The organism is Rickettsia canadensis str. McKiel, assembly GCF_000014345.1.
In the GTDB taxonomy this organism is placed as follows: Bacteria; Pseudomonadota; Alphaproteobacteria; order Rickettsiales; family Rickettsiaceae; genus Rickettsia; species Rickettsia canadensis.
In genome coordinates, this window is sequence record NC_009879.1 from 334,088 (window position 1) to 349,739 (window position 15,652).

Below are 15,652 nucleotides of genomic sequence, written 5' to 3' on the forward strand. Positions count from 1 at the left end.
TAAAGGTCATTTGGACAATGATTGGTACACTCGAATCCTCACGTACTTTTTTTGTACGCTGTGGTTTTCTGCGTTCCGTTTCTTCTTCAAATTCCTCTGTATTAACTTCGTTATGTAAGACGTCTACTGATAAGTTTGTGGAGTGTTGAAGTTATGATTCGTAGATATCTTTTATTATTACTTTTTTTAATTAATAATTGCATTAATTGTTTTGCAGATATACAGCAAAGAATCAATGAGGCAGAAAAAGAATATCTAAGTAATAGATTTTTAAATGCCGTTTTTATGTTTGCTGATGATTATAAACCTTTATTAACCGGTGCTAAAGGAATCTTTGCTTTAAATGGTGAGCAATTAAAAGCAAATGAAATGATGCCTATTGCTTCTGCTACAAAGCCTTTTACAGCGGCAGGAATCTTAAAATTACAAGAACAGGAATTATTAAATATTAACGATAAAATCTATAAATATCTTGATCCGGAAATGTGGGGTGGAAAAGTGCCGGATTGGGCATATAAAATATCTATTCATAATTTATTAACGCATAGTAGCGGTATTGCCGAATATTTTAGTTTTGTTAAACTTGATTTTAATATGTCTAAGAAAGAAATTCACAAGAAAATATTACAATTTGTTTCTTCTAAGCCTTTAGAAATATCTATAGGAAAAAAATTTAAATATAGTAATACTAATTTTGTTATACTTGGTATGATTATCGAAAAAGTAGCTAAAAAAGATTTAGGTAACTTTTTTTATGATGAATTTTTTAAACCTCTTAATATGAAATCTACTAGTTTTGCTTCATATAGTGAAGCCGCTAGAATCCAAAAGAATGTTATTAGTTCTAATTATCCGGTAAGATATTTTTTAACACCCAATAATAGTAATAAGCCTATATTTACTCCTGTAACAGCTGATTTTTTAGCTGTTCCTTATGCAGATGGGGGAATAATATCGACACCAAATGATCTAGTTAAATGGTACAGGGCATTAAATGATGGGAAAATTCTTTCTAAGAAGTCATATAAACTTATGACTACTAAATATTTTTTAGCAAAAGATATAGACGGGCGTAAATCTTATATGGGTTACGGTATTTTTCTTACCGATCTTGATTCTAAGCATTTAATGATTCATTATACGGGAAAGGCACTTGGAATACAAAGTGAAGTAGGATATGTTTTGCCTAATAATCTTTACTTTGCTATACTTAGTAATACTATGATTAAAATTCCTGAAGCAGAAAAAGATAAAATTGACATGAAAAATCCTTTAAATCAGCTTGGAATAATTTATTTCAGAGATGCAATAATAGGGGCAGCTATAAAAAATTAAATGAAGATAGTTACTTGGAATATTAATTCATTGCGTCTACGGATTGATTTATTAAGAAAATTAGCGCATGAACATAAGCCGGATATTATCTTGCTTCAAGAAACAAAGGTTGCTGATTCATTATTCCCTCTTGAAGTTATTAAAAATATAGGCTATGAACATATAATATATTCAGGACAAAAATCATATAACGGTGTTGCTATTATTTCTAAATTTCCTTTGAATAATGTTTTTTCTTTGGAATTATATAATAGTGATAAAAGGCATATAGCAGCTACTGTTAATGATATAGAAGTACATAATTTTTATGTTCCTGCCGGTGGTGATATACCTGATATAGAGATAAACTTAAAATTTAAGCATAAGCTGGAATATGTAAGGTTAATGCAGGAATGGTTAACCGTTAACCGTACTAAAAATGATAAAATTATCATTGTCGGTGATCTCAATATCGCTCCGCATGAGCATGATGTATGGTCTAGTAGGCAATTGCGAAATGTTATCAGTCATACCGATATTGAGCGCTCATTATTGGTAGGGTTACAAAACTCGTTAGGTTTTATCGACAGTAGCAGGCATTTCATATCACTTGACGAAAAGTTCTATACTTGGTGGAGTTACAGAAATATAGATTGGAAAAAATCTAACAGAGGCAGAAGACTTGATCATATTTGGGTGAGTAATAATTTAAAAGATGCATTATTTTCTATAAATTTACTATCAGAAGCACGTGATTGGGTACCGCCGTCAGATCATGTGCCATATTTTGTGAATTTTAATTTTGATGGTGTCATGCCACGAGCTTGTAACAGGATCCAATAAGAAAAAGACTAGATCCCGTGATTAAGTTATAGAATGACATAAGACTAAAAATATTAAGGAGTAATTAGTGGATATTAAGTTAGGAAAATATAAGCCGATAAAGGAAGAATATATAAAAAGCTTTAAAAATATGATCCTACTGCGGCGTTTTGAAGAAAAATGTAGTCAGTTATATGGAATGGGAGAAATAGGTGGTTTTTGTCATTTATATATAGGTCAGGAAGCAGTAATTTCTGCAGTAGATATAGTTAAAAAAAAAGGTGATAGTACTATTACTAGCTATCGTGATCATGCTCATGTTATTTTAGCGGGAACTGAGCCTAAGTATGTTCTAGCCGAGCTTATGGGGCGAGCTACAGGCTGCTCAAAAGGCAAGGGCGGTTCTATGCATTTATTTGATGTACCGAACAAATTTTATGGTGGACACGGTATAGTAGGTGCTCAAGTGCCGATAGGTACAGGGCTTGCTTTTGCTGAAAAATATAATGGTACTAATAATATTTGTTTTACTTTTTTAGGTGACGGTGCCGTTAATCAAGGTCAGGTATATGAAGCCTTTAATATGGCTGCTTTATGGGGTTTAGCAGTAGTTTATATTATTGAAAATAACGAATATTCAATGGGCACTTCCGTTGTCCGCTCAACCTTTATGCGTGATTTATATAAGAAAGGGGAATCATTTGGGATTAAAGGATTTCAGCTAGACGGTATGAATTTTGAAGAAATGTATGATGGTACTAAACAAGCTGCAGAATATGTTAGGGAGACTAGTCAGCCGCTGATATTAGAAGTAAAGACTTATCGTTATCGTGGGCATTCAATGTCTGATCCGGCAAAATATCGCAGCAAAGAAGAAGTTGAGCAATATAAAAAGCGTGATCCGTTAGTAATAATAAGAAAAACGATACTCGACGATAAATATGCAACCGAAGCGGATTTAAAGGAAATAGAGCAGTCGGTAAAAGAAATTTTAAAAGAAGCAGTAGAGTTTTCAGAAAATTCGCCGTTGCCTGATGAAGGTGAGTTATATACGAATATTTTTCATACCATGGTTTGACTACGGTATCTAGCAAAAATAAAAAAAGACTGGACCTAGCTCACAAATCGTGGGATGACCATTTGAGATTACTGGATTCACGCTTTCGCGGCAATGACATCGCACATTTAACTTAAATAAGAAGAAAAATGCAAATAACGGTACGTGAAGCATTGCGTGATGCGATGCAAGAAGAGATGATACGAGACGATAAAGTTTTTATCATGGGTGAGGAAGTTGCAGAATATCAAGGAGCTTATAAGGTAACTCAAGGATTGCTTGAGCAATTTGGTCCTAAAAGAGTAATTGATACGCCAATAACGGAGTATGGTTTTGCAGGACTTGCAGTTGGAGCAGCTCTTGCAGGACTTCGTCCAATCGTGGAGTTTATGACCTTTAACTTTGCTATGCAAGCTATGGATCATATAGTTAATTCAGCTGCAAAAACTCATTATATGTCAGGTGGGCAGGTAAAATGTCCAATAGTATTTAGAGGACCAAACGGGGCAGCAAGTAGAGTAGCAGCACAGCATAGCCAAAATTATACAGCTTGTTATTCCCATATTCCAGGGTTAAAAGTAGTAGCTCCTTATAATGCAGAAGATCATAAAGGACTTATGATTACAGCTATTAGAGATGATAATCCAATTATTTTTTTGGAAAACGAGATTTTATATGGTCATAGTTTTGATGTACCGGAAGAAACAATTGAGCCTATTCCTTTCGGTAAAGCAAAAACTTTAATAGAGGGTAATAGTGTCACTATAGTCACTTTTTCAATTCAAGTAAAACTTGCCCTAGATGCTGCAAATGTTTTACAGAATGATAATAATATTGACTGTGAGGTTATTGATCTGCGTACTATTAAGCCTCTTGATACTCAGACAATAATAGAATCAGTGAAAAAAACTAACCGTTTGGTTGTAGTAGAAGAAGGTTGGTTTTTTGCAGGTGTTGGAGCAAGTATAGCCTCTATAGTTATGAAAGAAGCATTTGATTATTTAGATGCTCCGATAGAGATTGTCAGCGGCAAAGATGTCCCTCTTCCTTATGCCGTTAATTTAGAAAAATTAGCTCTGCCTAGCGAGAGTGATATAATAGAAGCCGTTAAGAAAGTTTGTTATTATAGTGTTTAGGTTTTACCATTGTATTTGTGTTATTCTTAGCTAACGTTGTTATTGCATGGCTATAATGTTATTCCCACGAAAATAACCTTAGTACAGGTACAAAATTGCATATTAATTGATAAAATAAACCTAAAAAACAAGTTTTTTATAGGTTGTATTGGATTCCCGCCTACGCGGGAATGACATCAGGATCACTGCAACAAGGGGTTGCTTTTAGCTAGGAGCGACCTTTTACTTTACAGCTCTTTTACGGTCGTTAGGGTCAAGTAGAGCTTTACGTAGGCGAATAGATTTTGGAGTTACCTCCACTCTTTCATCATCTTGTATATAGCTAATTGCCTGTTCTAAAGTTAAAAGCATTGGCGGAGTTAGCCTTATGGCTTCGTCTTTACCTGCTGCTCTAACATTGCTTAGTTGCTTTGCTTTTAGCGGGTTTACCTCTAAATCATTATCACGATTATGTTCCCCGATAATCATACCTCTATATACTTTATCACTAGGTTTTATAAACATTTTTCCCCTTGCTTCTAGATTCCATAGAGCATATGCGACTGCCTCCCCGTCACTGTTTGAGATAAGAACACCGTTACGTCTCCCCTCGATATTTCCTTTATAATCGGCATATCCGTGAAAAATACGGTTTATAATACCTGTGCCACGAGTTTCAGTTAAAAACTGACTATGGTAACCGATTAACCCTCTAGACGGTCCGATGAACGTAACACGGGTTTTACCTCCGCCTGATGGTCTCATATCAGTCATTTCAGCTTTTCTAAGTGCTAAAGATTTTACGACCACCCCGACATAATCGTCATCAACGTCAACCTGAATTTCTTCCATCGGTTCTTGCTTATTGCCGTTCTCATCGGTTTGAAATAATACTTCAGGTCTACTGATAGATAGCTCAAACCCTTCACGACGCATAGTTTCGATTAATATACCTAATTGTAACTCACCGCGTCCTGCAACTTGAAAAGTATTTTTCTCGGCAGCTTCAGTAACTTTTAGTGCAACATTACTCTCAAGCTCACGCATTAATCTATTACCTATTAGACTTGATGTCACTTTTGTTCCCTCACTTCCTGCAAGCGGTGAATCGTTAACGCTAAAGGTTATGGATAGAGTCGGGGGATCGATCGGTAGAGATGGTATGGCCTGTGTTACTTCGGGAGAGCAGATAGTATCGGCAACATTGGCGTTTTCAAGACCTGCCATAGCAATAATATCACCAGCTGTAGCCTCATCTATAGCGATTCTCTCTAAACCTCTGAATGCTAATATTTTAGTAATTCGTCCGTTTTCAAGTACCTTATTCTCACGATTTAATACTTTAACGTTTTGGTTAATTTTAACAGTACCGCTTTGCACACGTCCTGTTAAAACTCTACCAAAGAAAGAATTGTATTCTCTAGTAGTGACAAGCATAGAAAACGGTGCTTTATCGTCAGCTACGGGTGTAGGTACATGTGTTACTATGAGATCAAAAAGCGGCGATAAATCATCTGCTAAATTATCTAAAGGATTAATTTTATCATCAAATGTTAAAGCAGCTCTTCCTGCTCTACCTGATGCATAAACTATAGGAAAATCAAGCTGATCGTTATTTGCTTCAAGTGCTACAAATAGCTCAAATACATCATCAATAACTTCTTTAATTCTTTGATCGTCTCTATCAATTTTATTAATAACAACGATAGGTTTTAAGCTGAGATTTAAAGCTTTAGATAATACAAATTTTGTTTGCGGCATTGGTCCTTCTGAAGCATCAACGAGTAATACAACACCGTCAACCATACTAAGTATACGCTCTACTTCACCGCCAAAATCAGCATGTCCAGGTGTATCAACGATATTAATACGTATATCGTTCCACATAAGAGCAGTGCATTTGGCAAGTATAGTAATACCGCGTTCACGCTCAAGATCGTTAGAGTCCATAGCACGTTCAGCAACCGCCTGGTTAGCTCTAAAAGTACCGCTTTGTTTAAGCATGTTATCTACAAGCGTAGTTTTTCCATGATCAACGTGGGCAATAATCGCTATATTACGAATAGATTGCATCTTTAAAATTCTCACAAGTTTACAATAGTTTTCCGTATTATATACTAAAATACTAAAAATTGGAATAAAGTTCTTGAAAAAGAAACTGATTTAGCTGCAGTAATAAAAATTACTAAGAATTTTTAAACTTTAATTAATGAGCATTTTCATCCATTATATTGGGCAGCTGGTATTAGGCTTAGTAGAGTGAAATATACAACATTGCTTTTTTAGCTCATATGATGAATGTGCTAAAGAGATGGATAGGCTTGAGAAAAAATTCTTTATAGAGCTAATTGAGAGATTTCTAGATAATGATAATTTTAGGTTGGAACAATGACATCTTTTAAATATTATATTATTATACGTTATAATATAGCTATAGCATCATTTAATGCTTATCATGATGCTGTAAAATATGTATTAGAACAGTTATTAGGTGAACAAATGGTAAAAAATATATTAGAGTAGTGATGAACAATACTGAAATAACGAATAAGCAAATGTATTTTTTATATATGATGCTGTAAAACATACCGATGCTGCAAACAAACTATAAAATCCAAGCGGTTTGGGTTAAGAAAGACGACAAGGACTATATTCAGGAAGCTTGTAATTTTTTGTATGACTTTAATGAAAAACACGAAATTTATGTTGAGCTAGAAGATCCTGCTACTGAAATATATGATAAAAACAGTATCTGTTTTAGCCAGGAAGAAATAAACACTATTCCGTTTGAACCTTTTTCTAGTGGTTATGATTCGGATGGCGAATATACCACAATGGGTGTAGGAATGTGCTAACGTTAGGTATAATAGTGCAGTTTTAAATTATAGACAAATTACTTGATGTTATTTATTCTTATATTACATTATTACATGGCCTTGGTGTCATGCCGTGGTTTGACCACGGCATCTAGAAACAAAATTTTAACTGGATCCCGTGGTCAAACCACGGCATGACAATCCTAGCGACGACATAGTTTAATCTAAAAGGATTATCAATGATATATCGAATATTATGTTTATGTATATTCATAATAAATTTCTCAATGATTACGGAAGCACAAAATGTGCCGATTAAAGAAGATAATTTCAAAGTTAGAGTAGCTGTTGCTGATGTCCAATCTATATTGGAAGGTTCGATAGCTATAAAAGATTTGCGTAATAAAATCGAAAAGCTTAATCATAAAATTCAAGAGGATATTGCTGCAAAAGAAGCAGAATTTAAACCGTTAGAAGAGCAATTGCTAAATGAACGTTCTAATTTAAGTGAAACTGAATTTGAACATAAAGTAAACGAATTTAATGCAAAAGTTAGCCACGTTAGAAAAGAAATTCAGATTAAGAAAACAAAACTTGAACAAGCCCACGCTGAAGCTATGAGTAGAGTTCATGGAACAACTATTACAATAATTAGTGAACTTGCCGAGAAATATAACCTTAATTTGGTAATTCCAAGTGCTCAAGTCTTATATGCCAAAAATAATTTGAATATAACTTCCGAAGTGACTTTTATGTTGAATGAGAGGTTAAAAGAAGTAACAATTAACTATTAATGATGTTGTTGTCTGGCTCAGAAATGCGTTCGGTGTTACCTAGTTGCTTGACCCAGTAGTGTACAAACGTTTAGGATGTCATTCCCGCGAAAGCGGCAATGACATAGGAGTCGCACAACAATGCTATTATTTTAATGAGCGTATTTAATATGGCAGAATTTACACCGATTACAATTGCATATGGGGACGGTATAGGTCCTGAAATAATGGAGGCAGTGCTTTATATATTACGTGAAGCCGAAGCTCGTATTCGACTTGAGACTATAGAAATAGGTGAAAAGCTTTACAAGAAGCATTATACTTCAGGCATAAGTGAGGAAAGCTGGGCATCAATACAACGTACCGGCGTTATACTTAAAGCCCCGATTACTACCCCGCAAGGCGGAGGATATAAAAGTTTAAATGTCACGATTCGTAAAACATTACAGCTTTTTGCTAATATTCGTCCTTCTGTTTCCTTTTATCCTTTTACTAGAACATTACATCCAAATTTGAACCTCACTATTATACGTGAAAATGAAGAAGATTTATATGCAGGTATAGAATACCGCCAGACTCATAACATGTATGAATCGGTAAAGTTAATTAGCCATACCGGTTGTGAAAAAATTATTAGATATGCTTTTGAATATGCAGTAAAAAATAACCGTAAAAAAGTTACTTGCTTAAGTAAAGATAATATCATGAAGTTTTCTGATGGGATTTTTCATAAAGTATTTAATGAAATTGCAAAAGAATATTTGCAAATTAATAATGAGCATTATATTATCGATATCGGGGTGGCAAGGCTTGCTACCAAACCGGAAATGTTTGACGTAATTGTGACTTCTAATTTATACGGTGATATTATCTCTGATGTAGCTGCTGAAATTTCAGGTTCGGTAGGGCTTGCTGGTTCTGCAAATGTCGGACAGCATTATGCGATGTTTGAGGCGGTACATGGAAGTGCTCCCGATATTGCAGGTCAGGATATCGCTAATCCTTCAGGGCTTTTAAATGCTGCTATAATGATGCTAGTGCATATAGGGCAGTGTGATGTTGCTAGTTTAATCGAAAATGCTTGGAAGAAAACTATAGAGGATGGCATTCACACAGCTGATATATATAATGACCAGACTTCTAGTAAAAAAGTCGGTACAAAAGAATTTGTTGAAGCAGTAGTTAAAAGATTAGGACAGTTACCAGTGGAGCTATCTAAAGCAGATTATCCGTTAATTGCCAAGAAACAAGAAAGTAATATAGATTATAAAATTGATACCAAAGAAGTTAAGAAGCTGGTTGGCACCGATATATTTGTAAATATGAATGTTTTGTCTGCTCATGATATAGCAGATAAAATTAATAAGCTTGATATTGGTAATTTTGAGTTAAAAACTATATCTTCAAAAGGGTTAAAGTTATGGCCTCGTGATGCAAGATTTGAAACTGTTGCTGATCATTGGTGTTGTCGTTTTATGAATAAAGACGGTACGGAAATAAAGTATCTAGATATAACAAGATTGCTTGAAGCTTTAAGCAAAGCAAATATTACTTTTATTAAAGTAGAGAATCTATTTGAGTTTGACGGGGTGGCAGGTTATAGTTTAGCCCAGGGGGAATAATTGAATTATTGTCACCTAGTTCGTTTGACTATTGGGTCCATAATAACAATATATAATATATTAGTTGTTTAAATATTTTCTTGGATCTCATGGTCAAGCCACGGGAAACCGCTTAGGTTTTTAGTGCCATACAACAAATGACATCATAAAGAAATAAAATAATGACACTATATTATATGGGAATATTATTGGTAATTATTGGATTATTTGCTATATTTTCAGGAATAATCGGGTTTTTTAGATTTTCTGGTTTTTATCCTAAGTTACATGCTGCAAGCGTTATTGAGAGTTTTGGAGTACCTATTTGCTTAATAGGCTTTGCTTGTATTAAAGCAGATATTATTAACTTTGTTAAATTAATTTTAGCTGCTTTATTGATTTTGCTACTAAATCCGGTAGCAACTCATGCACTTGGTAAAGCCTCGCTGCTTTCAATGTCATTTCCACGAAAGCAGTAATCTAGGAATCATGAATTATTGTTATAATGTGACTTGAGCACGGCATCCAGAAAAAAAATAAAAAAAGACTGGATCAAGTTATCTAGGATGACAATAAAGGTTACTGGATCCCTGCTTTTATGGGAATGCAATTAGACAATACAGTCAACATCCTATAAAACTAATGAATATAGCTTTAAATTTTAATCTCAGCAATTACCTACTTAACTTAATTGCTTTTTTATTGATTTTAATATCCATAAAAATAATTTTTGCTAAAGATTTACTAAATGCAGTGATTGCTTCTTCTGTCTTTAGCTTATTAATCGGCATATCTTATCTGATTATGGATGCTCCAGACGTTGCAATGACTGAAGCAGCACTTGGAGCTTGCTTATCAACATGTGTATATTTGAATTTGTTATGTACATTACCTCCTGATTTAAAGAATATTGAGAACACTAATATTATTCCCGCAAGTTTAATATGTTTAGTATTTGTAATAATTCTTACTTATATGGGGCTAGAATTACCAAATTACGGTGATGATAATGCTCCTCTTCATATGCATTCAAGTAAATATTACATCGAAAATACTACTAACGATATTGGTATACCTTCACTTGTTGCAGCTATTCTTGCTAGCTATCGTGGCTATGATACTTTAGGTGAAACTAGCGTAATTTTAATTGCAGGAATTGCCGTTTTGTTGGTATTTTCAAAAAAATTTGAAGGAGACGATGTTTCAAAAGATGTCATCCCGCAGCTTGACCGCGGTATCCGTAAAAATATAAACTGGATGCCATGGAGGGACTACGGCATGACCAAAATAATAAAATATATTACTAGTTTTATAATCCCTTATATAATTTTGTACAGTATATATATTCAGCTTAACGGTGAATCTTCGCCGGGTGGTGGCTTTCAAGCAGGTGTTATATTTGTGTCTAGCTTCATTGCTTATGATTTAGTTTACGGTAATCAAAAATTAAATCGATACTTCTCTCCTAATGTATTAATTTATATTGCTATTTTAGGGGTAGCAATATATGTAATTGTAGGAACAATATCACTATTTTTTAACGATAATTATTTAAATTATTATTCACTAACAAATTTTATCAATGATAAGCTACTTGCTCAACATATCGGAATATTTATCGTAGAAATCGTTATAGGTGTAACTGTTGCAGCTATTATGTATTTAATTTATAACTTATTTAACCATGAATAATTTATTTGTATTAATTAAGCGTGAATTTATAGTGCAGAATCGCATTAATAATATAATTAAATATCTAGTGATATTTTGTTTGTTTTGCATAATTAGTACTGTTTTAGTTAATAGTGAAAGGGATATTAACAAATTCGGTTTAATTTTTTCGGTAATTTGTTTATTAATTTCATTAATAAATTTTTCTTCTATTATATTTAAATCTGATTTGGAAGACGGAAGCTTAGAGTTGTTATTATCAATTGTCAGTTATGAAGAAATTATATTAGCTAAATTTTTTGCTATATTTATCAGTAGTACGGTAGGTCTGGTTTTTATTTTACCTATTATTTATATTTTTTTTGATCAAACTTTGCTTGAGATAATATTTTTCTTTATGAGTGTATGGCTGATGTTAGGTTTATCAAGTAGTTTAGTAGTTTTATCCGGTAGCGTGCAATGTTATTTTAAGAAGAATGCTAATTTTGTTGGTACGTTTATTATGCCGTTATTAATTCCGGATATTATAATGACAGGTTTAATATTACAAGATAATAACTTACAATTAATTTTTATTATGATAGGAATTAATTTAGTATTTTTACCGATTTCATTCTTCTTAAGTTCCTATTTAATTAAAAATATTTATAATATTACGTGATTTTGCTTTATTTTTACTAATGTAGTGATATAAAATAAGATGAATAGTAGTAATAAATTTTGTGAGAAAAATATATGTGGCAGGCTTTACGAAGGTTAATTGCAGCGAATCCTATGGGGTTTTTTTTGTGGTCTATTATCACTAAATGGTATTTAATTATAACAGTTGCTTCCTTAATTACTTTATATTATACGGTATTAGGCTTAAAAAAAATCGGATTTATAGATTATTTTACTAAAACTATGGTCGAGATATTAGATGTAAGTAAAGCAGTTGCTCAAAATTGTACTACAAAACTCGGTCCTGATTGGAATCATTTAGTTAGCTTTTGGAATTGTTTAAGTGAACCTGGAGAATATCAGTATGAAGAACGGATAGGAGCAAAAGAGTTAGAAGATGCAATAAATAAGCTTAGGCCAAAACAAGTAGATAGTGTTGCAGACGCTGAACATCCTATAATAAACCCTTATGAATAACTATCAAAATAAGCTTATTAATACCTCAAGCGGTATTAATAATAATCGTTAATTTATTTCACTTTAAATTATATGTCAGATACTGAAGATAATAAAAACAAGCAAACTACACGTCGTGATTTTATGGTTCTAACAGCTAGTAGTGTTGCAGTGGTCGGGGCTGCATGTGCACTCTTACCTCTTATTGATTCTTTAAACCCTTCTGCAGATGTGCTAGCTTTATCATCAATTGAGGTTGATCTATCAAATATTGCGGTAGGGCAGACAGTTACGGTTAAGTGGCAAGGTAAACCGGTTTTTATCACCAACCGTACTCCTGATAAAATAGCCGCAGCAAGAGCAGTCAAAATGTCAGAGCTTATTGATCCTGAAACAGATGAGGCGCGCATTAAAGCGGGCTATGATAATTGGCTTGTAACAATCGGGATCTGCACGCATTTAGGTTGTGTGCCGCTTGCTAATCAAGGTGAATATGATGGATGGTTCTGTCCGTGCCATGGCTCACAATATGATTCTTCAGGTAGAGTTAGAAGAGGTCCTGCGCCTTTAAATTTAGCAGTACCGCCTTATACCTTCATTAGCGACAAAAAAATTAGAATTGGGTAGTGTGATGTATGAATGAAGATATTACCACTAAAAAGTCTAATGCTATTATAGAATGGATAGATTATCGCTTACCTATTTTTTCTTTCCTAAAGCATTTTAGCCATTATCAAACTCCAAAAAATCTTAGCTATTTATGGAATTTAGGCTCTATTGCCGGTATTGCTTTAGTAATTCAGATAATTACTGGTGTGGTGCTTGCTATGCACTATACTCCGCATGTTGATCATGCTTTCGATAGTGTTGAGCGTATCATGCGTAATGTAAATTACGGCTGGTTACTACGTTATACTCATGCGGTAGGTGCATCGATGTTTTTTGCTGCCGTATACTTACATATAGCAAGAGGCTTGTATTACGGCTCTTATAAAACACCTAGAGAACTGCTTTGGCATATCGGTATTATCATTTTTCTAACTATGATGGCTACTGCTTTTATGGGGTATGTACTACCATGGGGGCAAATGAGTTACTGGGGTGCAACAGTAATTACTAATTTATTTTCAGCTATTCCGCTAATAGGGGAATCCATAGTTACATGGTTATGGGGTGGTTTTTCTGTTGATAATCCGACATTAAATAGATTCTTCTCTCTGCATTATTTATTACCGTTTATTATCGTTGCCCTTGTAATGCTCCATTTAGTAGCCTTGCATCAGCATGGTTCAAATAACCCAAAAGGTATTGATGTTAAAAGCTCTCAAGATACTATTCCGTTCCATCCTTATTATACCGTAAAGGATTTTGTCGGTTTTGGGGTGTATTTCATGATATTTGCCTATTTTATTTTTTACGCACCGAATTATTTAGGACATCCCGATAATTACATTCAGGCAAATCCGTTAGTGACACCTGCTCATATCGTACCTGAATGGTATTTTCTACCATTTTATGCGATCCTTAGAGCCGTGCCGTCTAAGCTCGGCGGTGTGCTATTAATGTTTGGAAGTATATTCGTATTGTTTTTACTACCTTGGCTTGATACTTCAAAAGTCAGAAGTAGCAATTATAGACCAATATACCGCATTGCTTTTTGGATATTTATGGCAGATTGTTTATTGCTTGGTTACTTAGGGGGACAGCCGGTAGAAGAGCCGTATATTATCATTAGCCGTTTTGCTGCTTGTTATTACTTTTTCCATTTCTTAGTCGCCGTACCACTGATCGGTAAATATGAGAAGCCGTTGCCATTGCCGGAACAGTTGTAAAAGTAGTATATCATTCCTGCGTGGCATTGTTGTGTGGATCAATTCCTGAAAAATAAAGTTATAAGTTGTTATTTTGGATGCCATGGTCAAGTCACAGTATGGCATCGGAGCATTTTTCAAGAGCTATGTAATAACACTGATCAAGAAACTAGAATTACACAGTGATATAAATTTAAAAATACTATGAAAATTAAACTCATTATCTCCATCATCATACTAATAATCTCTAGCGTATGCCTAGCAGGTCAAGAAGCATTGCCACTGCACAAGATGAAATGGTCGTTTGATGGTGTATTTGGTACAGTTAAGCGTGAAGCTGCACAAAGAGGTTTTCAAGTTTATAAAGAAGTTTGCAGCGTTTGTCACGGTTTGAATAATTTATATTACCGTAATTTAAAAGATATTGGTTTTTCTGATGATGAAATAAAAGAAATCGCTAAAGTATATACGGTAAAAGATGGACCAAATGATGCAGGTGAGATGTTTGACCGTCCTGCGCTTCCATCTGATCGTTTTGTAACTCCTTACCCTAATGAGCAAGCGGCAAGATCAGCTAATAATGGAGCATATCCTCCTGATTTATCTTTAATAATAAAAGCACGTCATGACGGAGCTAATTATATATATTCGCTGCTTACCGGTTATAAAGAACCACCGGCAGATTTTAAGCTGATGCAAGGCACTCATTATAATCCCTATTTTCCTAGTGAGCAAATAGCAATGCCGCCGCCGCTTACAGATGGGCAGGTTACTTATATGGACGGCACTAATGCAAGCGTAGAGCAGATGTCGCATGATGTTACAGTATTCTTACAATGGGCAGCTGAGCCGGAAATGGAACACCGTAAAGCTATGGGTCTTAAAGTCATGATGTTTTTAGTAGTATTTACTATCTTTTTCTATATTGCCAAAAACCGTATTTGGTCTAATTTAAAGTAGTTTTTAACATCTTGTTGTATGGCTTCTATGTCATTCCCACTTTTACAGTCATGACATAAGAAATTTTTAAACCCATGAGACAACTCCGCCTTTCCCTTTCTTGGTGTGGTAATTTTGCTATACTTTATCCTAAGATTTATATAGGTGTAGGTATTTATTATTACTTTATTTGCAGTTATAATAGGCTTTATTAGCTCTATCATTACTGAAATTTTAAAAATATACGACATTATAACGACAAAAACACGAGATAAATGTTTCAGATCGCCAAATTGCTAATAACAAACTCAATCAATCTAAAACTTTTACAGGGCTTACCATATCGCAAAATGACATAGCAATATTCTCTCTTTACTCCACTTATAAATCAGGTGTTAGTTGGGTTGATGCTTTTGAACTGCTCAGTAAGACCAGTGCTTGTTTATAGCTGCTTTGTAATTTATGTAGGAGTTAAATTATGTTCAATATAAATCATTAAAAAGTTATACCCTGTTAGTGGAATATTTAGACATATTATGGAGTATAGAGGATCAAACTATTTTTGTAGGGATTATTAGTTTTCACTTTGGTCAGCATACTTTCAGTAAATTATGGAA

At 34.0% G+C, this 15,652-nt stretch carries 15 protein-coding genes and 1 pseudogene; 15 read left to right on the forward strand and 1 reads right to left on the reverse strand.

The features are described from left to right. Positions 1 to 153: 153 nt before the first annotated feature. The 4 genes from A1E_RS01390 (at position 154) to A1E_RS01405 (ending at position 4,329) form a co-directional block, all read left to right on the forward strand. A complete protein-coding gene (locus A1E_RS01390; protein ID WP_012148442.1) occupies positions 154 to 1,335 on the forward strand; it encodes a serine hydrolase domain-containing protein in 1,182 nt (393 codons plus the stop codon). Next, positions 1,336 to 2,157 (forward strand): exodeoxyribonuclease III, encoded by an 822-nt coding sequence (xth, locus tag A1E_RS01395; protein WP_012148443.1) that lies wholly within the window; start codon positions 1,336 to 1,338, stop codon positions 2,155 to 2,157. A 67-nt stretch (positions 2,158 to 2,224) separates the two neighbouring features. Beyond that, positions 2,225 to 3,214 (forward strand): pyruvate dehydrogenase (acetyl-transferring) E1 component subunit alpha, encoded by a 990-nt coding sequence (pdhA, locus tag A1E_RS01400; protein ID WP_012148444.1) that lies wholly within the window; start codon positions 2,225 to 2,227, stop codon positions 3,212 to 3,214. Between the two features lie 128 nt (positions 3,215 to 3,342). Next, entirely contained in the window at positions 3,343 to 4,329 is a 987-nt protein-coding gene (locus A1E_RS01405; RefSeq protein ID WP_012148445.1) for a pyruvate dehydrogenase complex E1 component subunit beta, read from the forward strand. 222 nt (positions 4,330 to 4,551) lie between these two features. Here A1E_RS01405 and typA read toward each other — a convergent pair whose 3' ends face one another. Continuing rightward, a complete protein-coding gene (typA, locus tag A1E_RS01410) occupies positions 4,552 to 6,381 on the reverse strand; it encodes a translational GTPase TypA (RefSeq protein WP_014363712.1) in 1,830 nt (609 codons plus the stop codon). A 315-nt stretch (positions 6,382 to 6,696) separates the two neighbouring features. Here typA and A1E_RS07070 point away from each other — a divergent pair, with 315 nt between their 5' ends. The 11 genes and pseudogenes from A1E_RS07070 (at position 6,697) to A1E_RS01460 (ending at position 15,056) form a co-directional block, all read left to right on the forward strand. Beyond that, a complete protein-coding gene (locus A1E_RS07070) occupies positions 6,697 to 6,831 on the forward strand; it encodes a hypothetical protein (protein ID WP_012148447.1) in 135 nt (44 codons plus the stop codon). 68 nt (positions 6,832 to 6,899) lie between these two features. After that, positions 6,900 to 7,163 carry a hypothetical protein gene (locus A1E_RS06450; RefSeq protein WP_012148448.1) on the forward strand — a complete coding sequence of 88 codons (264 nt, stop codon included), beginning with the start codon at positions 6,900 to 6,902 and terminating at the stop codon, positions 7,161 to 7,163. Between the two features lie 200 nt (positions 7,164 to 7,363). Next, positions 7,364 to 7,918 carry an OmpH family outer membrane protein gene (locus tag A1E_RS01420; protein WP_041405229.1) on the forward strand — a complete coding sequence of 185 codons (555 nt, stop codon included), beginning with the start codon at positions 7,364 to 7,366 and terminating at the stop codon, positions 7,916 to 7,918. Positions 7,919 to 8,067: 149 nt separating this feature from the next. After that, the gene (locus tag A1E_RS01425; protein ID WP_041405267.1) at positions 8,068 to 9,519 is read left to right on the forward strand and encodes an NADP-dependent isocitrate dehydrogenase; all 1,452 of its coding nucleotides are present in this window, start codon (positions 8,068 to 8,070) and stop codon (positions 9,517 to 9,519) included. 161 nt (positions 9,520 to 9,680) lie between these two features. Next, positions 9,681 to 9,977 carry a Na+/H+ antiporter subunit G gene (locus A1E_RS01430; RefSeq protein ID WP_041405230.1) on the forward strand — a complete coding sequence of 99 codons (297 nt, stop codon included), beginning with the start codon at positions 9,681 to 9,683 and terminating at the stop codon, positions 9,975 to 9,977. Positions 9,978 to 10,140: 163 nt separating this feature from the next. Further along, positions 10,141 to 11,190, forward strand: a complete 1,050-nt coding sequence (locus tag A1E_RS01435) for a DUF4040 domain-containing protein (RefSeq protein ID WP_012148452.1) — start codon at positions 10,141 to 10,143, stop codon at positions 11,188 to 11,190. Then, entirely contained in the window at positions 11,183 to 11,830 is a 648-nt protein-coding gene (locus A1E_RS01440; RefSeq protein ID WP_012148453.1) for a heme exporter protein CcmB, read from the forward strand. The genes A1E_RS01435 and A1E_RS01440 overlap by 8 nt, the downstream gene beginning before the upstream one ends. A 74-nt stretch (positions 11,831 to 11,904) precedes the next feature. Then, a pseudogene (locus A1E_RS01445) lies at positions 11,905 to 12,358 on the forward strand (DUF2670 domain-containing protein). Positions 12,359 to 12,378: 20 nt separating this feature from the next. Continuing rightward, the gene (gene petA / locus A1E_RS01450) at positions 12,379 to 12,912 is read left to right on the forward strand and encodes a ubiquinol-cytochrome c reductase iron-sulfur subunit (RefSeq protein ID WP_012148455.1); all 534 of its coding nucleotides are present in this window, start codon (positions 12,379 to 12,381) and stop codon (positions 12,910 to 12,912) included. Positions 12,913 to 12,920: 8 nt separating this feature from the next. Then, positions 12,921 to 14,117 (forward strand): cytochrome b, encoded by a 1,197-nt coding sequence (locus A1E_RS01455; RefSeq protein ID WP_012148456.1) that lies wholly within the window; start codon positions 12,921 to 12,923, stop codon positions 14,115 to 14,117. Positions 14,118 to 14,300: 183 nt separating this feature from the next. After that, positions 14,301 to 15,056, forward strand: coding sequence for a cytochrome c1 (locus A1E_RS01460; protein WP_041405231.1), 756 nt, complete (start codon positions 14,301 to 14,303; stop codon positions 15,054 to 15,056). Positions 15,057 to 15,652: the final 596 nt, after the last annotated feature.